General features: G+C 60.4%; 20 protein-coding genes and 1 pseudogene. 13 read left to right on the top strand and 8 right to left on the bottom strand.

Translation table 11 applies throughout. The features are described from left to right. Positions 1 to 14 precede the first annotated feature (14 nt). The 5 genes from JFT85_RS19470 to ycaC all read left to right on the top strand — a co-directional run bounded on the left by JFT85_RS19470 (position 15) and on the right by ycaC (position 5,173). Positions 15 to 743, top strand: coding sequence for a TetR family transcriptional regulator (locus JFT85_RS19470; RefSeq protein ID WP_073638330.1), 729 nt, complete (start codon positions 15 to 17; stop codon positions 741 to 743). A 119-nt stretch (positions 744 to 862) separates the two neighbouring features. Beyond that, the gene (locus JFT85_RS19465; RefSeq protein WP_201230288.1) at positions 863 to 2,860 is read left to right on the top strand and encodes an acetoacetate--CoA ligase; all 1,998 of its coding nucleotides are present in this window, start codon (positions 863 to 865) and stop codon (positions 2,858 to 2,860) included. Beyond that, positions 2,857 to 4,035, top strand: coding sequence for a thiolase domain-containing protein (locus JFT85_RS19460; protein ID WP_169875968.1), 1,179 nt, complete (start codon positions 2,857 to 2,859; stop codon positions 4,033 to 4,035). Before JFT85_RS19465 ends, JFT85_RS19460 begins: the two co-directional genes overlap by 4 nt. Before the next feature lies 1 nt (position 4,036). Beyond that, positions 4,037 to 4,417 carry a Zn-ribbon domain-containing OB-fold protein gene (locus JFT85_RS19455; protein WP_053258210.1) on the top strand — a complete coding sequence of 127 codons (381 nt, stop codon included), beginning with the start codon at positions 4,037 to 4,039 and terminating at the stop codon, positions 4,415 to 4,417. Between the two features lie 123 nt (positions 4,418 to 4,540). Next, a complete protein-coding gene (gene ycaC, locus JFT85_RS19450; RefSeq protein WP_053258211.1) occupies positions 4,541 to 5,173 on the top strand; it encodes an isochorismate family cysteine hydrolase YcaC in 633 nt (210 codons plus the stop codon). A gap of 196 nt (positions 5,174 to 5,369) precedes the next feature. On the opposite strand, the gene JFT85_RS19445 is transcribed toward ycaC, so the two are convergent. From JFT85_RS19445 to JFT85_RS19410, 8 genes and pseudogenes are all read right to left on the bottom strand, one after another. Continuing rightward, the gene (locus tag JFT85_RS19445) at positions 5,370 to 6,527 is read right to left on the bottom strand and encodes a glutathionylspermidine synthase family protein (RefSeq protein ID WP_201230286.1); all 1,158 of its coding nucleotides are present in this window, start codon (positions 6,525 to 6,527) and stop codon (positions 5,370 to 5,372) included. 12 nt (positions 6,528 to 6,539) lie between these two features. After that, positions 6,540 to 7,253, bottom strand: a complete 714-nt coding sequence (locus JFT85_RS19440; RefSeq protein WP_073638332.1) for a DUF1190 domain-containing protein — start codon at positions 7,251 to 7,253, stop codon at positions 6,540 to 6,542. Positions 7,254 to 7,271: 18 nt separating this feature from the next. After that, the gene (locus tag JFT85_RS19435; RefSeq protein ID WP_053258214.1) at positions 7,272 to 7,700 is read right to left on the bottom strand and encodes a DUF350 domain-containing protein; all 429 of its coding nucleotides are present in this window, start codon (positions 7,698 to 7,700) and stop codon (positions 7,272 to 7,274) included. Positions 7,701 to 7,715: 15 nt separating this feature from the next. Continuing rightward, entirely contained in the window at positions 7,716 to 8,390 is a 675-nt protein-coding gene (locus JFT85_RS19430) for a DUF2491 family protein (protein WP_078827403.1), read from the bottom strand. Continuing rightward, positions 8,377 to 8,502: pseudogene (locus JFT85_RS19425) on the bottom strand (potassium channel protein); the annotation flags it as partial. The pseudogene JFT85_RS19425 and the gene JFT85_RS19430, both read right to left, overlap by 14 nt. Before the next feature lie 107 nt (positions 8,503 to 8,609). Further along, entirely contained in the window at positions 8,610 to 9,170 is a 561-nt protein-coding gene (locus tag JFT85_RS19420) for a rhomboid family intramembrane serine protease (protein ID WP_069551233.1), read from the bottom strand. 132 nt (positions 9,171 to 9,302) lie between these two features. Then, positions 9,303 to 10,001, bottom strand: coding sequence for a PspA/IM30 family protein (locus JFT85_RS19415; protein ID WP_053258218.1), 699 nt, complete (start codon positions 9,999 to 10,001; stop codon positions 9,303 to 9,305). Between the two features lie 17 nt (positions 10,002 to 10,018). Further along, complete coding sequence (locus JFT85_RS19410) at positions 10,019 to 10,600, bottom strand: YjfI family protein (protein WP_094470401.1); 582 nt, start codon at positions 10,598 to 10,600, stop codon at positions 10,019 to 10,021. Between the two features lie 607 nt (positions 10,601 to 11,207). Here JFT85_RS19410 and JFT85_RS19405 point away from each other — a divergent pair. The 8 genes from JFT85_RS19405 to JFT85_RS19370 all read left to right on the top strand — a co-directional run bounded on the left by JFT85_RS19405 (position 11,208) and on the right by JFT85_RS19370 (position 22,140). Beyond that, positions 11,208 to 14,375 (top strand): hypothetical protein, encoded by a 3,168-nt coding sequence (locus tag JFT85_RS19405; RefSeq protein ID WP_169875965.1) that lies wholly within the window; start codon positions 11,208 to 11,210, stop codon positions 14,373 to 14,375. A gap of 254 nt (positions 14,376 to 14,629) precedes the next feature. Then, positions 14,630 to 15,274 (top strand): NAD(P)H-dependent oxidoreductase, encoded by a 645-nt coding sequence (locus JFT85_RS19400; protein WP_073638335.1) that lies wholly within the window; start codon positions 14,630 to 14,632, stop codon positions 15,272 to 15,274. After that, on the top strand, positions 15,213 to 15,590 hold the full coding sequence (locus tag JFT85_RS19395) for a MerR family transcriptional regulator (RefSeq protein WP_069551236.1): 378 nt from the start codon (positions 15,213 to 15,215) through the stop codon (positions 15,588 to 15,590). The genes JFT85_RS19400 and JFT85_RS19395 overlap by 62 nt, the downstream gene beginning before the upstream one ends. Before the next feature lie 126 nt (positions 15,591 to 15,716). Further along, complete coding sequence (locus tag JFT85_RS19390) at positions 15,717 to 16,856, top strand: Fic family protein (protein ID WP_201230284.1); 1,140 nt, start codon at positions 15,717 to 15,719, stop codon at positions 16,854 to 16,856. An 89-nt stretch (positions 16,857 to 16,945) separates the two neighbouring features. After that, positions 16,946 to 17,188: an exodeoxyribonuclease VII small subunit gene (locus tag JFT85_RS19385; protein WP_003176346.1), complete on the top strand. Its 243-nt coding sequence runs from the start codon at positions 16,946 to 16,948 to the stop codon at positions 17,186 to 17,188. Further along, positions 17,185 to 18,072: a (2E,6E)-farnesyl diphosphate synthase gene (ispA, locus tag JFT85_RS19380; protein WP_053258224.1), complete on the top strand. Its 888-nt coding sequence runs from the start codon at positions 17,185 to 17,187 to the stop codon at positions 18,070 to 18,072. Before JFT85_RS19385 ends, ispA begins: the two co-directional genes overlap by 4 nt. A gap of 110 nt (positions 18,073 to 18,182) precedes the next feature. Beyond that, positions 18,183 to 20,081, top strand: a complete 1,899-nt coding sequence (gene dxs, locus JFT85_RS19375) for a 1-deoxy-D-xylulose-5-phosphate synthase (protein WP_053258225.1) — start codon at positions 18,183 to 18,185, stop codon at positions 20,079 to 20,081. A gap of 157 nt (positions 20,082 to 20,238) precedes the next feature. Then, a complete protein-coding gene (locus JFT85_RS19370) occupies positions 20,239 to 22,140 on the top strand; it encodes a TonB-dependent receptor domain-containing protein (RefSeq protein ID WP_201230282.1) in 1,902 nt (633 codons plus the stop codon). Positions 22,141 to 22,201 lie beyond the last annotated feature (61 nt).

Raw genomic sequence — 22,201 nt, 5'->3', positions numbered from 1 at the left:
CCGGAACAACGTCCATGACCAGCAGAACCGCAAACCCACGAGGCAGGCGTAAAAAAACCGTTGGCGAAGACCCGCAAAACCAACTGAATAAAGACACGATTATCGCCGCCGCATTGGCGTTGATTGACCGCGAAGGCCTGGAAAAATGCAGCCTGCGCAACTTGGCAAATAGCCTGGGCGTGTACCCCACGGCCATTTATTGGTACGTCTCGTCACGTGAATTGCTGTTGAGCGAAGTGTTGGCCAAAGTCCTCGAACAGGTCGCACCGCAGCCTCAGGAACGCTGGCAGGACTACCTTCGCGCCACCCTGGTTAATTGCCATAACGCTGTGCACCAGCACCCGAATGTCGCGCCGTTGCTTGGTGCGCAACTGGTCTCCAACACCCGCACCGACTTCAAGTTGGTGGAAGGCGTATTGGCGGCATTGCAGCAAGCGGGTTTCAGCGGGCCTTCATTGGCTGGCGCCTACAACACCTTTATCGCCGCCCTTGCCGGTTTCACCACCTTGGAGTTCGCCCCGCTGCCGGAGGACACCGAGGCGTGGCAGCACCAAGTACAGGAAAGCCTGCAGGCCATTGACGCCGAGCAGCACCCGACCCTTGCGCAGAACATGAACCAACTGAGCAACCGCGGTTTCAGCCTGCGCTGGCAAAATGGTGTGCACGCGCCGCTGCATGAGAGCTTTGCGTTTTATGTCGAGACCTTCCTCTGCGGCCTGGAAACCCTGGCGGCGCGTCACTGAAAAATCGCACAACATAATCAGAAAGCCCATTAATTGTACGCCGTACAATTTGGCGTTACAGTCCGCCACGTATGAATACCCCATGACCCTAAAAACAAAAACGTCAGAGGTCTTTAATCGTGGCGACTGCATTCAACGAAGTGGTCCAGGGCCAACGGCTTTGGCAGCCCTCCCCTGAACATATCCAACCTACCCGCCTCACGCATTACCTGGCTTGGCTCAAACGCGAGCGCGGGCTGAGCTTTGTCGACTACCACGGGCTATGGCAGTGGTCGGTCGATGATCTGGACGCTTTCTGGCAATCGATCTGGGATCACTTTAGGGTGCAGGCCAGTAGCCCATACCACGCGGTGCTGGGTGATCGCAGGATGCCGGGTACTGAGTGGTTTCCCGGCGCGCAGCTGAATTTTGCCGAACACATTTTGCGCAACGAACGGCAAGGCGATGCGCTGCTCTACCTGAGCGAATCCGCCGCCTTGCAGGGCTTGCCCTGGGCTGAGTTCTCCGACCAAGTACGCACGCTCGCCAGCTATCTGCGAGAGCTCGGCGTAGTGCCCGGTGATCGCGTGGTGGCTTACCTGCCAAACATCCCCGAGGCGATGATTGCGCTGTGTGCCTGCGCAGCCATCGGTGCGATCTGGGCCAGTTGCTCGCCGGATTTCGGCAGTGAGGGTGTGCTGGATCGGGTGCGGCAATTAGCGCCGAAAGTGTTGTTGGCGGTGGACGGCTACCGGTATGGCGGCAAGGCGTTTGACCGGCGTGACCAGGTCCGGCAGATCGTCGACGAGTTAGGCAGTATCCAGCAGGTGATTGTGCTGCCGACGCTGTTTGCTGATGAGCCATTGACGCTGGCTAACGCCATCGACTGGCACAGTTTGCGCCGGCGCCCCAGTGTGCCCGCCGCCGATTTCCAGTGCGCGCAAGTCCCCTTTGATCATCCGTTGTGGGTACTGTTCTCGTCCGGCACCACGGGGGTGCCCAAAGCCATCGTTCACAGCCATGGCGGGGTTCTGCTGGAGCAGCTCAAAGCACTGCATCTGCACCTGGATTTTCGTCCGGGTGATACCGCCTTTATTTTCACCACCACCGGCTGGATGATGTGGAACACCTTGTTCAGCGCCTTGCTCTGCGGTGTACGCCCGGTGCTTTACGACGGCCATCCCACCTGGCCAGGCACCGATGCGCTGTGGCAAATCCTGCAAGACAGCCGGGCGAGTTTTTTCGGCACCAGCCCCACCTACATAGAGCTGATGCAGCGCGAGGGCATAGTGCCCGGCGAGCGTTTTGACCTGCACGCACTGCGCACGGTAATGCCGGTGGGGTCGCCGGTTTCACCGCAGTGTAATGCATGGTTTTATCGCAACCTGAACGCGGCGGTGTGGGTCAACACGGGCAGCGGCGGTACGGATATCTGCACCGGGTTGCTCAGTGGCGTACCGACCTTGCCGGTGTATGCCGGCGAGATCCAGGCGCGCGCCCTGGGGGTGGATGCCCATGCATTTGATGCGCACGGCCAGCCGGTGATCGATCAAGTCGGCGAGCTGGTGGTGAGGTCGCCCATGCCGTCGATGCCGGTGTATTTCTGGAATGACCCCACGGGCGAGCGCTATCGCGACAGCTACTTTCAGCCGTGGCCCGGCGTATGGCGCCATGGGGATTTCTTTTTACTCAATGCACGCGGCGGCTGCCAGGTGCTGGGGCGTTCCGATGCGACGCTGAACCGCTTTGGCGTGCGGATCGGCACGGCGGAGATTTATCGGGCGCTGGAGCACATCGCAGAAATCGAGGATGCACTGATCGTTAACCTTGATTTGCCCCAGGGCGGTTTCTTTATGCCGCTGTTTGTCCAGCTGCGTGCCGACGCGGTGTTGGATGAGCCTTTGCAGCAACGCGTGAATGATTGCCTGCGCCTGGCGTGCACACCTCGGCATGTGCCGGACTGCATCCTGGCTGTACCGCTGATTCCCACCACCCTCACCGGGAAAAAAATGGAAGTGCCGGTACGCCGGATCCTGATGGGGCACGACCCGCAGAAAGTCGCCAACCCCAGCGCCATGCGTGACCCGCAGGCGCTTGAGTTCTTTATCGAATACGCCGCCCGGAGCTGCCAGCCATGAGGGGTAAAGCTTATATCGCGGGAGCCTATGAACACCCTACCCGTCACGCCACGGACCGCTCCCTGGCGCAGTTGCATGCCGATGTGGCACGCGGCGCCCTGGAGGATGCAGGGCTGAGCCTCGGTGATGTCGACGGCTATTTCTGCGCCAGTGATGTGCCGGGCTGGGGGGCGCCAGGCGTAGGGCCGTTCTCCATGGTCGAGTACCTGGGCATCCAGCCACGCCATTTGGATACGACGGAAAGTTGGGGCTCGTCCTACATGCATCAAGTCGCCCAGGCTGCACGCGCCATCGCCGATGGGCGCTGCCGCGTCGCCTTGATCACCCAGGCCGGGCGCCCGCGTGCCGAGCGCCAACGTCCGCAAAGCAGCGCATCAGACCCCGCGTACAGCGCGTGTGAAGCGCCGTTTGAAACGCCCTATGGCGCTGCCGTGGTCAACCTCTACGCGATGTGCGCCATGCGCCATCAGTACGAACACGGCACCACGGCCGAGCAACTGGCCTGGATAAAAGTCGCGGCGTCGCACCATGCCCAACACAACCCGCAGGCGATGTTGCGCAATGTGGTGACGGTGGAAGACGTACTGAGTTCACCCTTGATCGCCGCCCCTTTGCGGCGCTTGGACTGCTGTGTGATCAGCGACGGCGGCGGCGCGCTGGTGCTGGTCCATCCGGCCATTGCGCGCTCGCTCAAACGGCCGCTGATTACGCCTATCGGTTCGGGCTACGCGATTAACCATCTGAACGGTGGTTACTTCGACCTGCTGACCTCGGGCGGCGCGCAATCCGGCGCCGACGCATTCGGCGAGGCGCGCCTGACACCGGGCGATATTGACTACGCCTCGCTGTACGACAGCTTCACCATCACCGTATTGATCCAGCTGGAAAACCTTGGTTTTTGCGCCCCTGGCCAAGGCGGCGCCTTTGTCGCCGACGGCAAGTTGATCAGCGGTGTCGGCCCCTTGGCGGTAAACACTGACGGCGGCGGCCTGTGCAATAACCACCCCGGCCATCGCGGCGGCATGGCCAGACTGATCGAGGCCGTGCGCCAGTTGCGCGGCGAAGCACACCCGGCCGTTCAACGGCCGCATTGCGCACTGGCTCTGGCCCACGGCACCGGCGGCCTGCTGGGTTCACGCCACGGCAGCGCCACACTCATACTGGAGCGCCTCTGATATGCCACTGACCTCACCGCACATCACCCCGGAAAGTGCGCCCTTCTGGGCCGCGGCCAATCAAGACCAACTGTTGCTACGCCGCTGCCTGGACACCGGCAAGGCCTACTACTACCCCCGCGATCACAGCCCCTTCACCGGCAGCACCGCAACCGATTGGATCGTCGCCAGCGGTGGCGCCACGTTGTACAGCTTCAGCTATAGCGGGCGCGCAGACGACGTGCATTGCATTGCCTACGTGACGCTCGACGAAGGGCCAACGATGTTGTCGGTCATCCAGTGTGACGCTGCGCACCGCTTGCGCATCGGGCAACGGCTCAAGGTGGCGTTTGCGCCCACGCCGAACGGCCAAAAAGTCCCCGTGTTTGTTCCATCGGTTTGATTGTCCTTTTTGAGTTGACGGTAAGACACGCGCCAGCCGATTTATCACTGCTAACTCACCCATTAATCTGTGCCCATGTTGAACGCAACGCCAACCCAACCTAAACAAAAAAAGGATTCAACCATGAGCACGCCAACCCTTAGCCGTTTGAACAAAGACGACGCCGTAGTCCTGCTGGTCGACCACCAAACCGGGCTGATCTCGCTGGTGCAGGACTTCTCCCCCAACGAGTTCAAGAACAACGTGCTGGCCCTGGCGGACCTGGCCAAGTTCTTCAACTTGCCGACCATCCTCACCACCAGTTTCGAGCAAGGCCCTAATGGCCCGTTGGTGCCGGAGTTGAAGGAGATGTTCCCGCAGGCGCCGTATATTGCGCGCCCTGGTCAGATTAATGCGTGGGATAACGAGGATTTCGTTAAGGCGGTCAAGGCGACTGGGCGTAAGCAGATCATCATTGCGGGTGTGGTGACGGATGTGTGTGTGGCGTTCCCGACGTTGTCAGCGCTGGCGGAAGGGTTTGAGGTGTTTGTGGTGACGGATGCCTCGGGCACGTTCAATACCACGGTGCAGCAGGCGGCGTGGAGCCGGATGACCCAGGCGGGGGCGCAGTTGATGAATTGGTTTTCGGTGGCGTGTGAGTTGCAGGGCGACTGGCGCAATGACATGGAAGGGTTGGGGAATTTGTTGTCTCAGCGGATTCCTAACTATCGGAATTTGATGAATGGGTACGCGGCGGTGACGGCGCGTCAGGGCTGAGGTTGAGGGGCGGCCCTCAAAAAACTGTGGGAGTGGGCTTGCCCGCGATGGCGGTGAATCAGTCGATAAATTCGGTGACTGATACACCGTCTTCGCGAGCAAGTCGAATCGTCGCACCGCCGCTCCCACATTTGATCTTCGCTGCTTTGAGTATTGGGGCAAGCCCACTCACCACAGACGCGGTGTTTGCCCTTACTCAGTCGAGGATCAGGTGCGGCAAAAACCGGCTGGAATCCTTGGTAATCAAACTATTGTCTTCGCGCACGCCGATGCCAGCGGCTTGATCGCCAATCACCCAGGACCCGATCAGCGTGTAGCTGTCGCCAAAGCGCGGCAGCGGCGCGAACTCCTGGAGGATGAACGGCGCATCGGTGTAGGGGCCGTCTTCTTTTACGATCAGGCCGTCGGCGGTTTGCAGTTCGATGTTGGCGCCTTCGCGGGAGAAGAACGGTTTGCGCACCCAGCCTTTTGGCACGGCTTTGCCGGGGTCGGTATCCAGGTGGGACGCGAGCAGGTTGGAGTGGCCTTTATTGAATTCCCACAACAGCGGCAGGATGCCTTTGTTGGAGAGGATGGCTTTCCACGCGGGCTCGAAAAACTGCGTATCGCACTGGGCAATCGCGGTGCCGAAGGGCTCGTGGAAGATGAATTCCCAGGCGTGCAATTTGAACAGGTGGGGAATCCAGCGATCTTCGAGGTCGACGAAACGGCCGTCGCTGGTCAGGCCGATGTCTTCGATGTCGATGTGGCGTGATTCGATACCGACCTTTTCCGCGACGAGGCGCAGGTAGTCGGTGGTGCCTTTGTCTTCGACCGAGTCTTTCATCGAGGCGAAGTAGAACGGTTGGTTGACCTGCAATTGGGCGAAGGCCTGGTGCAGTTTGGTGTCGATACTATTGAACTGGTCGGCATGCTTGGGCAGCAGGCCGCGTTCGATGCATTGTTCCAGCCAGCCCCATTGAAACGCCGCCGCCTCGTAGAGGCTGGTCGGCGTGTCGTAGTTGAGTTCGAGCAGTTTGGCGGGCCCAGTGCCGTTGTAGGAGAAGTCCATGCGCCCGTACAGGTGCGGGTGGCCTTCGAGCCATGAGGTTCGAATCATGTCGAAGTACGGCGCAGGAATGCTCAGCCGTTCCAGCAGCTCTTCGCTTTGCACCACGCGGGCCACGAGGTCCATGCACATGTCATGGATCTCGGTGGTCGGGTCTTCGAGGTCGCGCTCGATTTGCTCGAGCGTGAATTGGTAGTACGCGCGCTCGTCCCAGTAGGGTTCGCCGTCGATGGTGTGGAACAGAAAGCCGAGACTCTCGGCAGTCTGTTGCCAGTCAGGACGTTCTGCGCAGTGGATCTTCTTCATGGCCCGGTTTCCTTAACTGCTCGACCCACCGCCGCCCCAGCCGCTGCGGGCGCTGGCTTTGCTGCCAAAGCCGCCACGCGAGGTAGAGGACGCCACGGACACCGGCTTGCTGGAGGAGCGCAGCGTGTTGGTGTAATTGCTGCTGCCGTACCGGGACTGATTCGAACGGCCGAATGTCGCCCCATTCGAGACCCGCTGGTTGAGCGTCGAGTTGCCGTAATTGCCGCGATCATCGCGATAGCGATACACCGGCTCGGAGCGGTAGCTGTTGCGATTGTTGCTGAGCATGTTGCCGATCAGCAGGCCGGTCAGCAGGCTGCTGGTGGAGAAGCCTGAGCCGCCACTGTTCGCTTGGGAACCGCCGGCTTGCGCATTGGCCGCATCGACCTGGGATTGGGTCACCTGGCCGGCGGCGGTCAGTTCAAAACCGCCGAGTTTGGGGATGAACTTGCCGGTGGAATCCTGCTGGCACCAGCCGGCGACAAAGTCGGCATCGCAATCGGTCTGGCTGTCGTACACCGGGGCAATGCGGCGATGCTCGGCCATGGCCGTCATGTAGGCGTCCGAGCACACGTCGACCGGCAGCTTTTCATCGGCGCATTGCTGAACCGACTGGAAGTTGTACTTCTTCTGCAAATCGTAGGTTTTTTCCGTCGGCCCACAACCGGATATCGCCATGGCGACCGACGCTGCCAGCGACAGCTGGACGTACTTGCTTCGTTTCATCGAGAGCTCCGTGCGCAATCAGTACTGGGTGGGCGTCATGCACGCGGCATTCAACATGCCGACGCTGATGGCCACGGCGGCCACGTAGATACCGGCCGCGAGTTCGCCGTTCTTGATGCGCTCGGACGTGCCTTTGAGCACCAGGCTGGTCAGCAGAAAGGCCAACAGTTGGACGCCGGCGGCGATCACCGCCCAGACGACGAAGTCGAGGATGCTGATCGAGTAGGCAATCACGTTGCTGGCCGGAATGGCGAAACCGATGATGGCACCGCCCAGGGCGACCGCCGCCGACACGTTGCCGGCACGGATCAGTTCGAACTCCTTGTGCGGGGTGACGCGGGTGTAGATGAACTGGAACAGCGCGAAAATGATCGCAGCCCCGAGGATATAGGTGACAAACCCGAACACAGCCGCCTTGTTCAGAGAGATGGAGAGAGCTTCTAGCATGGACGTGTTCCTTTTTTAGAGCGCAGTCAGGTCGGTTGTGTACAGCGAAATGCCCAGCGAGGTGCTCAAGCTGATGGTGCCTTCGGCGTCTTCTTCGACGGAAAACAGCAAAAACTCTCGGCGATCGGTCAGGCCTGTGTCGCGGGCGTACAGCATCGAACGGTGCTCGACGGTGTAGGCGGTCTCGGGGTTGATCACCTGTTCGGTCATCGCCACCAGTTCTGTCTGGCCAGGCTCGCTGCCCCACACGCGGGCGTATTCGACGCCGTCGTGGGTGTAGGTCGGCAGCCCGATCAGGCTTTGTGGCCCGGCCAGCCGACGCAGTTCCGCTTCACTGCTGATAGTGACGACGCTCAGGTAGTTGAACAGGATCACCGACTCGACCTGCCCGGCGATCTCGCCGGTGGTGTGCACCTGCAGCCAGTAATCTTCGTCGTTCATGTAGTAGCGCGACAGCCAGGTCGATTGCCCGAGGTCAACGCTGCCGTTGGCCCAGATTTCCTGGGAGCCGGGGATCACCACCGTGGTTTTCTCATCGAGCAGCAATTTCAGGCTCGTGTCGAACATCACGCCTTTGCCCGGCGCCAGGCCCAACGGGCCCGTGGCCGGCAGGGTTTGGCCTGCGGTCCATTTCGATTCTGTATTCGCTTGCGGGGCCTCAAGCCCCATCAACTGTTTAAACCATCCCATTGGAGATTTCCTTGAGGCGGGTGGAGGCGATGTAGAAGCGTTCGCCGCCTTCAACGCACGTGGCGCCAGGCGGGTTGATTGAGGGGTGTCGAGCCGCGTTGGCGCGGTAACCGAAGCGGTGAAAGCGGCAGGCCGCGTATAGGCGCAATAAAAGAAAAATCGACATGTCGTCCCGATTCCCTGGGTACTTGATTCCTGATGACGTCATCGCCTCGGCATTCACCCGGCATTAAACCTGCTGCGCGGCGTAGAGAGAAGTACCTTGGCCGCAATAAACCCGGCGAGCGCACCAAACAGATGACCTTCGAAGGAAATCCCCTGGCGCGGCAGAAAGCCAAGAATCAGGCCGCCATACAGCACCGCCACCACACCGGCGATGATCAGGTTGCTCCAGCTGCGGTGGAACCAGGCGCGAGACAGCAGGTAGGCCCATAGGCCGAATACCCAGCCGCTGGCGCCGACGTGCACGCCGCTGAAACCGAACAGCCAGACCAGCGAGCCGCCCAGCAGAATGATGATCGCGCTGACGGCAATGAACCGGTTGAGCCCTTCGACAATGACCAGGCTGCCCAGCACCAAAAAAGCAATCAGGTTGGCGCTCAGGTGAGCGAAGGACGCGTGTAAAAAAGGTGAGGCGAGGATGCCGAACAGCCCCTGCACGGTTCTCGGGACCAGGCCGAATGCCATGAGGCTGTAACCGGTGGCGACATTGAGCAGTTGCAGCGCGACCATAAAAACGGCCAGGCCGGCGATTGTCTTGAAACCCTTGAGGGTATTCATCCTGACCTCGAGGTAAAAAAAGGAAGGGCAGACCTGAATGCCGGTCAGTTAAGTGCAAGGCCTCTGTGGGAGCGCCGCTGCTTTGAGCATTTCGTTCACTTAACTGACCTGCCCGGCCTGCTTCGGCGCTTTTTACTCAGCCGACTTTTGCTTCAGGCGTTCCAGAATCGCGTTGGCGCTGCCTGTGTCCGGCGTAATGCCAGCTTCGCGCAGCTTGCGCTCCAGGTCGTTGCCCGTGGAGGCCTCAGCCAGTTGATCCTGGGCTTGCAGTTCAGCGGCACGTTGCTGCTGCTTGGCTTGCAAGCGGTTCAGCGTACCGACGGCGGTTTCCAGCTTGCCGTTGGCACCGCCACTGGCGATGGACGCGCTGACCTGGGCCTTTTGTACGCTTTCACGCGCCTTGGCCATGTCCACTTGCTGGCGCAGGCTTTTGATCCGGCTTTCGGCTTTGGTGATGTCTTTGCGCATGCTCTCAGCGTACCCGCCGAACTCGGTGGTCTGCTTTTGCTCGACGTCACGCTCGTTGGTCAGGGTCGAAATGGCTTCGGCGACTTCCAGGGCGAGGTCTTCGCGATTGGCCTGGATAGCCGCCATCGCTTTGGACTCCAGGTCCTTGATCTTGGCGTCGTACTCGCCCACGCGATCAGACGCCAGCTTGTGCTTGGCCATGATGCTGACCAGCTCACGCTTGGCGTTGGCCAGCGCCGTGTCGGCGTCGCGAATTTCCTGGTCGAGGATGCGCAGGGCTTGTTGGTCAACGATCGATTCGCCGACTTCGCTGGCACCGCCACGCAGCGCGGTGAACAATTTGCTCCAGATGGACTGAGTCATTGGATACTCCCGAATAATTAATTGAAGAAACGTTCGAAGGCTTCGCTGGCGCGCTGCACGTTATCAACCAGGGTTTTCACCTCGGTCACGATGTTAGTCAGGCTGGAGTCGGAACTCAGTGCGCCAAACATGTTGTAAACAACTTGCCCGTTAGGCATGGACTCGATACCGATCGAAGACAACGGGAACATTTCCCGACTGCGCAGCACTGCGTCATTGAAGGCGGTTACGTCGTTGATGGACTCGACGTCGACCAGCACGGTGTCCACGATGATCTGCTCGCCCACTACCGCGATATAAATCGGCAAGCCCCCGAAGTCGTTCATTTCCAGCTTGATGCTGGACTCGGAGCCTTGAACCAGAGAAAGCGTAATGTCGTTGGACACCACTTCGTCCAACGCCTGAAAAGCCGTGAAGAGGCGATCGATATTCCAGTTAGTACCTGCGCTCATGAAATTCTCCGACATGAATGAGCCAGCCAGAATCGGCTGGCGAAGCTGTTTCTCCATCTGCTTGAGCAGGCTTCGGTTTTCGGGAAGCACCCAAGTCTCGTGTTTCACATAACCGGCGGCCGCCAAGCCCGCGCGCATCTGCTTCATGTAAAAGCTCGATGGCTTTTTCGCAGGCGATTTCAAGCGCTCTCCCTTGCGGCTTGTTGAATCGGTATCGGGCCCTGCTGGCGGGCTCGATGGAGAGCTGCTTTTCATTGTACTGACCTCGTTGTGAAAAACTCACGCGTGAGAAAATCTACAGGTAATGTTCGGCATGCTCAATAGCTCACGCGTGAGATTTTTTACCTGGCGTTTGCGCCCCAGCCGAAAGCCCCCCTTGGCCAAGGTTGACACGACTGCATCGCAATCTGATGAACGGTTATGCGGCGCTGACAGCGCCTCAACACGTCGCTTGCCGCGCTCTAGGATAAGCCTGCACTGAATGGCGCGCTTTTTTTGCAGGGGCCGGCACTACGCCCTGAATGTTCCACATTAGCCGTGGCGTTGTGAATTGTTGTGAAGGCTGGGCTAGTCGGCTAATTCATCATGCTAAGTTGCGTGACAGTGTTATTGGCAGCACTCATGCACAGCGGCCGCGCCACTAAGGCCGCCCTCTTGTTATTCAATAAACAGCCTCGGGTAGTTATCCAGGAAGTTGGGCGCCCCTGCGCGTCTTAAAAGACGCCGGGGCACTAATTACATCAGGAGAAGAACCATGGTAGCGAAGGTAGAAACGACCCCAAAGGACGCCGCGGTCACCCCTAAAAGCTCCGTCGCTGCCTGGGAAAAATCCGTCAAAAAAGCCTCTGCGCCCAAGGATGAGTTGGGCAAGGGCCAGAAACGCCCTGAGGGTGATACCCGCTCGGCCCAGCAAATCATTGATGACACGCCGCTGCTCGCCCAACTGGGCAATCAAAGTGGGGTCAAGGACAACCTTAAAAAGCAGGTCGGCGATTTTGAGAAGGACGCGGACGCGGCCTATCGCGCCTCCAAAGTGCTCGAACATGTCGAGTACATCGATGAGAGTGGCAAGTTGACTGCTGGCGAAAATGTCGGCAACAACAGCATCGACGGGTTCACCAAGGACGGCGACGCTCGGCACGGCACCGAGGCCGGCCGCCTGCAGGATTTCGGCAAGTACGGCTATTCGAGCCTGCGCGGCGAGGTGGTGAAGTCGGACTTGGGCGACCAGCAGAAGCGCCCCGACGGTGATACGCGCTCGGCCAAGGAGATTATCGACGCCACACCGCTGCTGAAAAACCTCGGTAACCAGAGCGATGTGAAGGAGAACCTCAAGAAACAGGTGGGGGATTTCGACCACGATGCCGACGCCGCGTACCGCGCCACCCAGGTGCTGGAGCACGTGGTCAGTATCGATGAAAACGGCAAGTTGCTGACCGGTTATGACGCCCGCAACAAAGACAACGACAGCATTGATGGCTTCACCAAAGACAAAGAAGCCCGCCACGGCACCGAGGCCGGCCGCTTGCAGGATTTCGGCAAGTACGGCTACTCAAGCCTCAAGGGTGACCTGATGCACGTCAAAGACGCGACCCATACCGACAAGGCCGCGCCACCCGATGAGCCGCAGGACGTGCAGGCCCTGCGCGACACCTACAACATCCCCACCTTCGGCGCCGAAGGGTTAATGGACATGGAGTTGCCCAACGACAAGACCGTGGGCGGCCAGACGGCCGAGAACTTTGTGCAGGGCATTCGCGATGACATCAAGAGCGGCAAGCTGAGCGAAGACTCGGATGAAGCCAAGATCGTCAAGCTGATGGACGCCCAGGCCGCACTGGACAGTGGCTACGACCTGTACGGCTATGCCGAGAGCATCAACCTGGGCAGCGGCACTTACCGGGAAACGGACAAGACCCCGACCAAGCTCAACGGCAACGACGTGAAGGAGATGGTCGACGAAGACAAACTCGCCAAAGAAATTTCCACGTTGATGGGCAAGGAAGGGATTAAAGATCGTTACGACGCCGAACTAAAGAAAAGTGTCGGTAGTTTGTCGCAAGACCGCTTGAATGAAGTGCGCGAACAAGTGTTCCCGGCGCTGTTTAAAGATGGCAGCCGTGATGCCAACTTGAACTTCGAAGAATATGTAATCGCCATGAATGACTCGGGCGATCCGAAAAAATCGGAAATGGCCGAGTTGGACGTGGACCGCTATTTCGAGTCGCTGCGCATTCTCGAACCGGACAGCTTCACCGCGCGCCGTCAGACCTTCGACCAGAACATGATGACGCACCAACTCAACACCTACATGGAAAACCCCGACAAGGTCTCGCCGGAGAATGCCGAAAGTGGGCTGAAGGCCTCGTTCACCATGATCAAGGGCGGCATCAACGCCGCCCTGGGTGGGCTGGACAAGGGCGACAAAGCCTACGACATGTACAAAAAAATGAAGGATGAGATCGACATCCTCGACGGCCATATCAAAGGGCTGACCCCGGCAGAAAACAAACAGATCGCCGCGGCCATTCGTCTGGCGGCTGCCAGCGGCGACCCGAAAGCCATCGACAAGGTGGTCGACACCCAATTGAAGGGCCTGGGCGCCAATCGCGAAGCGGCGGCCGGTTCCTTGAAGACGGTACTGCACACCGCCAGCTCCACCGGCGGGCTGAGTGCGATGGCGGGCACCATGAACCTGGTCAGCGGCGCCCTGCAACTCGCCAATGGCGGCGGCAACATGACCGACGACCAGAAAATCGCCGCCGCGAAAGACCTGGTCGCCGGCTTGAGCTTTACCAACGACTTCCTCAAGTTCGGCTCGAACATTGTGGAAACCCTGGGTGGCACTAAAACCTATGACCCTGCCGTGGACAAAGACGGCAAAGGCCCGCCTAAAATCAAAGCCACCGAATGGCTAGGCCTGATCGATGAGAACCTGCCGGATATCTGGGGCAAGAAAGCCACCGAACAATCTGACGCGCTGGCCGCATCCATCAGCAGCCGCGTCAAAGAGTCTTCCGAAACCCTCAAGCAGCTCGACGTGGGCAACCTGTCGGCCGATGAGGTCAAGGAGTATGACAACGCCGCCAAATCCCTTGGCGAACACATGGGCGTCAAGGACATTCCCGGCAAAGGCGCCCCGGCTTCGAAATCTGAAATTGCGATCGCCTCCGGGCGCTCGTTCCTGCGCTTTATGGGCGGCGCCGGCCTGGATTTGACCGGCGGCGTGATGGACATCGTTTCCGGCGCGCGCAAACTGAAAAACGCCAAGACCGCACTGGAAAAAACCGACGCTGCCTTCACGCTGGGCGGCGGTGCGTCCGGCACCGGTATGGCGATTGCCAATACCATCGCGATGTTCGCCCCCAAAGGCGCGCACCTGGCCGGCAAACTGGCCGGTGATGTGGCCGCGACGGTTATTCGCGGGCTCGCCATCGGTGCCCGTGTGGCGGGCCCGATTTTCGCCGTGGCCGGGGTGATCTTCGGGGTCGCAGGCACCCTGATCGCCGAAGCGGTCGAGCATGCCAAGCTGCAAAAGCTCACCGATTCCCAGGGCAAGTTCTTCAAGGACCTCGCCGCTGCCGGCGTAACCAAGGACGACTGGGGCGACAAGCTCGAATACGCGCGTTATGCCACCTATATGTATGGCGGCCGTGACACGCCGGACGACAAGTCGATGTTCGAGTACCAGTCGGACGAGTGGAAACACTTCAAGGAAACCGAAGACAAAAAAGGCAGCTCCCTGGCGCGGCTGGCGCCCTACCTGCACAAAGACAGTGACCCCGACAGCAAGAACCTGTGGGAAAAATTCCTGGCAGGTGGGACCAGCTCCAGCGGGCCACATGGCAGTGAGCGGCATACTGATGATTGGCGGCCTTGGGGCAGCACGGACATGGACACAGGGAGCAAGCACACGGCCTGATGTTGCGTAGGCATTTTTCAGGCAAGCCCCTGCTGTTCTGTTAAGTGCAGATCCCGGTGGGAGCGGGCTTGCTCGCGAAAGCGGTGGTTCAGTCAACCTCAATGTTTGCTGGGCCGACGTCTTCGCGAGCAAGCCCGCTCCCACCTTGGATCGTTGCTGCTTTGAGTATTGGGTTCGCTTAACCGGGCGGCCCTTGACTCTCCCCTATACGGCACACCCTACCCTGAACGCTTCGACGCTCAGGACCTCACCCCATGCACCAACGCATCCTGGTCATCCTCGGCCACCCTTCCACCACGAGCCTGTGTTCAGCCTTGGCCGAAGCCTACATCCACAGCGCAAAAGTCGCCGGTCACCAGGTACGCGTGCTATCCCTGGGCGATCTGACTTTCGACCCCATTCTTCACCACGGCTACACGCAGATCCAGGCGTTGGAGCCCGATTTGCTCAGCGCCCAGTCCGACATCCTCTGGGCCACCCACCTGGCTTTCGTTTTCCCGATCTGGTGGGGCGGTATTCCGGCGGTGTTGAAGGGGTTTATCGACCGTATTTTCCTACCCGGCTTTGCCTTTAAATACCGCGAAGGCAAGTTGTTTCCTGACAAGCTGCTGCTCGGCCGAACCGCGCACTTGTTGGTGACCCTGGACACGCCGCCGTGGTATTACCGCTGGTTCTACCGCATGCCGGGCATTCATCAACTGCGCAGCGCGACCCTGGCGTTTTGCGGCATCCGGCCGACCAAGACGTTGCTGTTCGGGCCGGTGCTGGGATCTACGCCAGCGCACCGCGCAAAGTGGCTGACACAGGCGGGCGGACTAATGGGAAAAGGGAGTTTTCATGTACATCGGCAAAGCCGCGCAGTTATCGGGCACGACCATCAAGGCGATTCGTCACTATGAGGCGATAGGCCTGTTGCCAGTACCGCAGCGGGAGGGGCGCTATCGGGTCTATTCCGCGCACAGTGTCGAGCTGTTGGCATTGATCAAGTGCGCCCAGCAGTTGGGTTTCAAGCTCAAGGAGTTGCAGGGGATTTTGCACGGGCACCAAGGCGATGCCCTGCCTTGGGCACGGGCAGAGCAGGCCATCGCCAGTAAGAAGCGCGAACTGGCCGGACAGATTGCCGGGTTGCAGCAGATGCAGGCGGGGTTGATCGCGTTTGAAGCACAGCTTAAGGACGCGCAGGGGCAGTGTTATTTAACCGCTGACAGTGACTGACTTTCCCGGACGACGCCGCCGTCTGGCTCGGTGTCTGGTGGACGATGAGCCGAATAGGATGCACAATCGGCTCAAAAAATGAGCCGAATAACGTTTTTATTCGGCTCACGCACCCAGGCATGCCCCATGGATCATCCGTACTGGATCTGGCAACACACCGATTGGCCCCACTTTCATTGGCAGCCCGGACAGCTGGCGGTCTTGCTGCGCGAGTGCGGGCAAGCCCAAGGCAAGCTGCTGGGCATGCTTGGCTCCGTCAGCCAGACAGTCAGTGCGCAGAATGAGCTGGATGCGTTGCTGCAAAATATTCTGACCTCCTCGGCAATCGAGGGCGAGCAGCTGAATGTCGGCTCCGTGCGTTCCTCTCTGGCGCGGCGCTTGGGCCTGGAGGCGATGCAGGACGACCAGGTGAGTCGACGCAGTGAAGGCCTCGCCGAACTGATGATGGACGCCACCGAGCAATTCGCGCAGCCGTTCACTCTTACGCGCTTATTGAATTGGCATCACTGGGTGTTCCCCACCCCGGAAGCTGGCTTTGCCCCACGTGCGCTCAATGTCGGCGCACTGAGGGGAGATGAGTCCATGCAGGTGGTGTCGGGGCGACTTGATCGGCCAACGGTCCATTTCGAGGCGCCACCGCGCCGAGGCCTGGAGCAAGGGCTGGGTGATTTTCTCGAATGGTTCGAAACCAGCCGCAACCAGCCAGAGCTGGACCCGCTGATCCGCGCTGGCGTCGCGCACTTCTGGTTTGTCACGCTGCATCCGTTCGATGACGGCAATGGTCGCCTGACCCGCGCAATCACTGATTTGGCATTGGCCCAGGGCGACCATCAGGCCATCCGTTTTTATGCCATGTCAGCCAGCATCCTCGAGGACCGCGCCGGTTACTACAGCGCGCTGGAGTCCAGCCAGAAGGCCACACTGGATATCACTGATTGGCTGGCGTGGTTTTTGAAAACCCTGTTGCGCAGCCTGCAGCAGGCGATGGCGCGAATAGAACGCGTCCTAGGCAAGCCCCGGTTCTGGCAGCAGCACCGCGACCTCTCGTTGTCCACCGAACAGATCAAGGTACTCAACCGCCTGCTCGACGGCGATGAAAAGGGCTTCGAACACGGCATCAGCGCCGCGCAGTACCAGGCCGTGGCGAAGGCGTCCAAGGCTACTGCAACCCGCCATCTGGCTGATCTGCTGGAAAAAAACTGCCTGGTCCGCTTGCCCGGCGGAGGCCGTAGTACGCGTTATCAAATCAATGGCCGAGACGACTGAAGCGCCCCCACTCATTTGCCCGCTCATTTGCCCAGAATCCCCATGTCTGCTAGTGTCGCGCCGGTTTACCGTCTACCGGAATAGCCGCCATGGCCCGCAAAAAAGTTGCACTCGATTTCGAACAATCCCTCGCCGACCTGCAAACCCTGGTCGAGCGTCTGGAGAACGGCGAGTTGTCGCTGGAGGACTCGCTGACGGCGTTTGAGCAAGGTATCGGCCTGACCCGCGACTGCCAGAGCGCCTTGGCGCAGGCGGAGCAGAAGGTCCAGGTGCTGCTGGAACGTGACGGGGAGTTGGCCGAAGAACCTTTCGATGCGGAACAGCCGGAATGATCGACGCGTATCAGGCCAGTAGCCAAGCCCGGGTCAATGCGGCGCTCGAGCCCTTGTTTGTTGCGCCAAGCCCGGAAATGAACCGCCTCTATGCTGCCATGCGCTACAGCGTGATGAATGGTGGCAAGCGTGTGCGCCCGTTGCTGGCGTATGCCGCGTGTGAAGCCCTGGGCGCGCCTGCCGAGCAGGCCAATGGCGCGGCGTGTGCGGTCGAGCTGATTCACGCCTACTCCCTGGTGCATGACGATTTGCCGGCGATGGACGACGATGACTTGCGTCGCGGCCAGCCGACCACCCACAAAGCTTTTGATGAAGCCTATGCGATCCTCGCCGGTGACGGCTTGCAGAGCCTGGCGTTCAGCGCCTTGCTGGACCCGCGCCTGAACAGCGTGAATGCCGAGATCAGCCTGCGCATGGTCACGGCACTTGCGGTGGCCGCAGGCCCGGCCGGCATGGTCGGCGGGCAAGCGATCGACATGGGTTCGGTCAGCCTCAAGCTGGACCAGCAAGCCCTTGAACACATGCACCGCCACAAGACCGGTGCACTGATCGAAGCCGCCGTGCACCTCGGCGCCCTGGCCAGCGGTCGGGCCGACGCTGCGCAGTTGGCGTCCTTGCAGACCTATTCCCAAGCCATCGGCCTGGCCTTCCAGGTGCAAGACGACATTCTCGACGTCGAAAGTGACACCGCGACCCTCGGCAAGCGCCAAGGTGCGGATGCCGCACGCGATAAACCGACATATCCGGCCCTGCTCGGCCTCGAAGCCGCCAAGGCGTATGCCCTGGAACTGCGTGACCAGGCCCTGAATGCCCTGCGACCTTTCGACGCGGCGGCCGAGCCACTTCGCGACCTGGCGCGGTATATCGTCGAACGCCGCCACTGATAACGCGGGCTATTAGCGCCGCATATCAGCCAAGTTCGGCGCTCTGCGTGGGCAGTTTGCACGGCTTGAGGTAAACTGCCGCCTCTTCTATACCTATAACGATTCGCCTGATGCCCACGACGTTCCAAGAGATTCCCCGCAAGCGCCCGTCCACGCCCCTGCTCGACCGTGCTGCCACGCCGGACGGCCTGCGTCGACTGGGTGAAGCCGAGCTGGAAACCCTGGCCGATGAGTTGCGCCTGGAATTGCTCTACACGGTCGGTCAGACCGGTGGGCATTTCGGTGCAGGGCTGGGCGTTATCGAGCTGACCATCGCCTTGCATTACGTGTTCGACACCCCGGACGACCGGCTGGTGTGGGACGTGGGCCATCAGGCGTATCCGCATAAAATCCTCACTGGCCGTCGCGAGCGCATGGGCACCCTGCGTCAGAAGGACGGCCTGGCCGCCTTCCCGCGTCGCGCCGAAAGCGAGTACGACACCTTTGGCGTCGGCCACTCCAGCACCTCCATCAGTGCGGCGCTGGGCATGGCGATTGCCGCCCGCCTGCAAGGCAGCGACCGCAAGGCGATTGCCGTGATTGGCGATGGCGCGCTGACCGCCGGCATGGCGTTCGAAGCGCTGAACCATGCGCCGGAAGTGAACGCCAACATGTTGGTGATCCTTAACGACAACGACATGTCGATCTCGCGCAACGTCGGTGGCCTGTCCAACTACCTGGCAAAAATCCTCTCCAGCCGCACCTACGCCAGCATGCGCGAAGGCAGCAAGAAGGTGCTCTCGCGCCTGCCCGGCGCGTGGGAAATTGCCCGGCGTACCGAAGAATATGCCAAGGGCATGCTGGTGCCTGGCACCCTGTTCGAAGAACTGGGCTGGAACTACATTGGCCCGATCGACGGCCATGACCTGCCGACCCTGATCGCCACGCTGCGCAACATGCGTGACCTCAAGGGCCCGCAATTCCTGCACATCGTCACCAAAAAAGGCAAAGGCTTCGCCCCGGCGGAAGTCGACCCGATTGGTTACCACGCGATCACCAAGCTCGAGCCTGTGGACGCTCCCGCCGCCGCGCCGAAAAAGGCCAGCGGGCCGAAGTATTCCGGCGTATTTGGCGAATGGCTGTGCGACATGGCCGCCGCCGACCCACGCCTGGTGGGGATTACCCCGGCGATGAAGGAAGGCTCCGACCTGGTGGCGTTCAGCGAGCGTTTCCCGCTGCGCTATTTCGACGTGGCGATTGCCGAGCAGCACGCCGTGACGTTTGCGGCCGGTATGGCCTGCGAAGGCGCGAAACCGGTGGTGGCGATCTACTCCACGTTCCTGCAACGCGGCTATGACCAGCTCGTTCATGATGTGGCGGTGCAGAATCTCGACGTGCTGTTCGCCATCGACCGCGCAGGCTTGGTCGGCGAAGACGGCCCGACCCACGCCGGCAGTTTTGATTTGTCCTACTTGCGCTGCATTCCCGGCATGCTGGTGATGACGCCGAGCGACGAGAACGAACTGCGCAAGATGCTCAGCACCGGTCACGTGTACAACGGCCCGGCCGCCGTGCGTTACCCACGCGGCAACGGCCCGAATGCGCTGATCGAAAAAGACCTTGAGCCGATTGAAATCGGCAAGGGCATTGTTCGCCGCCAGGGCAGCAAGACCGCATTCCTGGTGTTTGGCGTGCAATTGGCCGAAGCCCTCAAAGTCGCCGAGAAGATCGACGCCACCGTGGTCGACATGCGCTTCGTCAAACCGCTGGACGAAGCCCTCGTGCGCGAAATCGCCGCGAGCCATGAGCTGCTGGTGACGGTCGAAGAAAACGCCATCATGGGCGGCGCCGGTGCGGCGGTCAGTGAGTTCCTGGCGCGGGAGAATATCCTCAAGTCGGTGCTGCACCTGGGCTTGCCGGACGTGTACGTCGAACATGCCAAGCCGGCGCAGATGCTTGCCGAATGCGGGCTGGACGAGGCCGGGATTGAAGCCTCGGTGCGCGAACGCATGGCACTGCTCGGCCTGTAACCCGACCTCCCGGTGAAAACCGGGCCAACCTGTGGGAGCGAGCTTGCTCGCGAATGCGGGGTATCAGTCAACCGAGAGGTTGAAGGTGCCGCCGCATTCGCGAGCGAGCCCGCTCCCACATTGGTTTTATGCCATTTTCAAATGCCAGGGACAGCCCATGACCCGCTTTCGCTTTGCCCTGCCCTTGCTGCTGCTCCCCAGCACTGACTTGCTCGCCGATGCCTTCGAGCGCGACGACGCGCTTAAACTCCCGGACGTCGTGATCAGCGCCAACCGTCAGGTGCAGGCCCGCAATGACAGCAGTGCGGCCAACACCGTGTTCACCCGCGATGACATTGACCGCCTGCAACCGACCAGCGTGACCGACCTGCTCAGCCGCGTACCCGGCGTGCAAGTGGCGCGCACCGGTGGCCGTGGCAGCCTGCCGGGGATCTACATTCGCGGCACCAAATCCGCGCAAAGCCTGGTGCTGGTCGATGGCCAACGTATCGCCAATACCACCTCCGGTGACAGCGGGTTGCAGTACCTGAACGTCGATCAGATTGAACGCGTGGAAGTGCTGCGCGGCTCACGTTCGGTGATCTACGGCAGCGATGCAATCGGCGGGGTGATCCAGATATTTACCCGGCGTAATGCCGAACAAGGCCTGCAGCCGCGCCTGAAGCTGGGGTTTGGCAGCCACCAGACGTGGGAGCGTAGCCTTGGCCTCTCCGGCGGTGACGAGCACACACGCTTCAACCTGGGGGCGAGCCTGGATGAAACGGCGGGGATCAACGCCTCCCACGCGTCGTTTGCCAGCGATGGCGACCGTGATGCCTATCGCAATCAATCGATTAGCCTGAACCTCAGCCACGCCATCAACGATGCGCTGGAAGTGGGCTTCAACCTGCTGGATAACCGTGGCAAGTCAGAGTACGACAACAGCTTCGGCCGCTACGACGCCGCCAGCGGGCAAAGTGTCGGGCAAAAACCCTACACCGACTACACCGTGAGCAGCGCCAGTGGCTATGTCGACGCCAAGCTCAATGAGCGCTGGCAGTCGCGCCTGGAGCTGGGCCACAGCGAAAACCGCGACACCAAGCGCGATAAGCTCAGCGCTGATTTCAGTGTATTCAACACCTATCGCGATTCGCTCAACTGGCAGAACGACCTGACGCTCGATGATCAGAACAGCCTGATTCTCGGCGGTGACGGGTACGAAGATCGCTTCAACGGCAGCACCGCCTTTACCGAAAACAGCCGCTGGAACCGTGCCGCCTTTGTGCAGCATCGCTTCCATAGCGAGCGGTTCTCCACGGAACTGGGCCTGCGGCGCGACCAGAACCAGCAGTTTGGCAGCCAGAACAGTTGGAGCGGCACCCTTACCGTGCCGATCAACCCTGACAATGACGTGCTGCTGAGCTACAGCGAAGGCTTCCGCGCGCCGACCTTCAACGACCTTTATTACCCTGACACCCAGTACAGCAACCCCAACCTGCAGCCCGAGACCTCGAAGAGCTACGAGCTGCAATGGCGCAGCCAACTGAGTGACAGCACACGCGTAGAGGCCTCGCTGTATCGCACCGACTTAAGCAACGCGATCATCCTCGACAGCACCAGCAAGCCGCAAAACGTGGCGTCGGCGCGTATCAATGGCGTTGAAGCGGCGCTCAAGCAAGAGCTGTTCGGCTGGCAGGGCAACCTGGGGGTTTCGATCATCGACCCGCGTGACCGCGATACCGGCCACACGTTGGCCCGCCGTGCGCGCCGCACGCTGAACGTGGATTTGGATCGACAATTCGATCAGTTGAGCGTCGGCGCCAGCTGGCAAGCGATCAGCAGCAGTTACGACGATGAAGACAATCGTAATCGCCTGGGCGGTTACGCGTTGTTGGGGCTGCGCAGCAGTTGGGCGTTGAGCCGCGAGGTGTTGCTGTCGATCAAGGTGGATAACGTGCTAGACAAGACCTATGCCAGGGCGATGTACAGCTACCAGGACCTCAATTTCCAGAACAATCAGCATTATCGCGAAGAAGGCCGGGCATGGATGTTCGGGGTCACCTGGACGCCAATGTTTTAGCCATACATTGAATCTCGATGGACCTGGCGCAGTAGCGGAAAAAACCGTGTTCCAAGGCAAG

Source organism: Pseudomonas sp. TH04 (assembly GCF_016651355.1).
GTDB lineage: Bacteria > Pseudomonadota > Gammaproteobacteria > Pseudomonadales > Pseudomonadaceae > Aquipseudomonas > Aquipseudomonas fluorescens.
This window is presented reverse-complemented; position numbering and strand designations above follow the sequence as displayed.

Coding starts and splice junctions, on each gene's coding strand:
- JFT85_RS19435 (WP_053258214.1), bottom strand. CDS start 7,700: ATGCTAGAAGCTCTCTCCATCTCTCTGAACAAGGCGGCTGTGTTCGGG.
- JFT85_RS19410 (WP_094470401.1), bottom strand. CDS start 10,600: ATGAAGCAGATGCGCGCGGGCTTGGCGGCCGCCGGTTATGTGAAACAC.
- dxs (WP_053258225.1), top strand. CDS start 18,183: ATGCCCACGACGTTCCAAGAGATTCCCCGCAAGCGCCCGTCCACGCCC.
- JFT85_RS19390 (WP_201230284.1), top strand. CDS start 15,717: ATGGATCATCCGTACTGGATCTGGCAACACACCGATTGGCCCCACTTT.
- JFT85_RS19370 (WP_201230282.1), top strand. CDS start 20,239: ATGACCCGCTTTCGCTTTGCCCTGCCCTTGCTGCTGCTCCCCAGCACT.
- ycaC (WP_053258211.1), top strand. CDS start 4,541: ATGAGCACGCCAACCCTTAGCCGTTTGAACAAAGACGACGCCGTAGTC.
- JFT85_RS19415 (WP_053258218.1), bottom strand. CDS start 10,001: ATGACTCAGTCCATCTGGAGCAAATTGTTCACCGCGCTGCGTGGCGGT.
- JFT85_RS19445 (WP_201230286.1), bottom strand. CDS start 6,527: ATGAAGAAGATCCACTGCGCAGAACGTCCTGACTGGCAACAGACTGCC.
- JFT85_RS19460 (WP_169875968.1), top strand. CDS start 2,857: ATGAGGGGTAAAGCTTATATCGCGGGAGCCTATGAACACCCTACCCGT.
- JFT85_RS19420 (WP_069551233.1), bottom strand. CDS start 9,170: ATGAATACCCTCAAGGGTTTCAAGACAATCGCCGGCCTGGCCGTTTTT.
- ispA (WP_053258224.1), top strand. CDS start 17,185: ATGATCGACGCGTATCAGGCCAGTAGCCAAGCCCGGGTCAATGCGGCG.
- JFT85_RS19405 (WP_169875965.1), top strand. CDS start 11,208: ATGGTAGCGAAGGTAGAAACGACCCCAAAGGACGCCGCGGTCACCCCT.
- JFT85_RS19430 (WP_078827403.1), bottom strand. CDS start 8,390: ATGGGATGGTTTAAACAGTTGATGGGGCTTGAGGCCCCGCAAGCGAAT.
- JFT85_RS19385 (WP_003176346.1), top strand. CDS start 16,946: ATGGCCCGCAAAAAAGTTGCACTCGATTTCGAACAATCCCTCGCCGAC.
- JFT85_RS19400 (WP_073638335.1), top strand. CDS start 14,630: ATGCACCAACGCATCCTGGTCATCCTCGGCCACCCTTCCACCACGAGC.
- JFT85_RS19440 (WP_073638332.1), bottom strand. CDS start 7,253: ATGAAACGAAGCAAGTACGTCCAGCTGTCGCTGGCAGCGTCGGTCGCC.
- JFT85_RS19470 (WP_073638330.1), top strand. CDS start 15: ATGACCAGCAGAACCGCAAACCCACGAGGCAGGCGTAAAAAAACCGTT.
- JFT85_RS19395 (WP_069551236.1), top strand. CDS start 15,213: ATGTACATCGGCAAAGCCGCGCAGTTATCGGGCACGACCATCAAGGCG.
- JFT85_RS19455 (WP_053258210.1), top strand. CDS start 4,037: ATGCCACTGACCTCACCGCACATCACCCCGGAAAGTGCGCCCTTCTGG.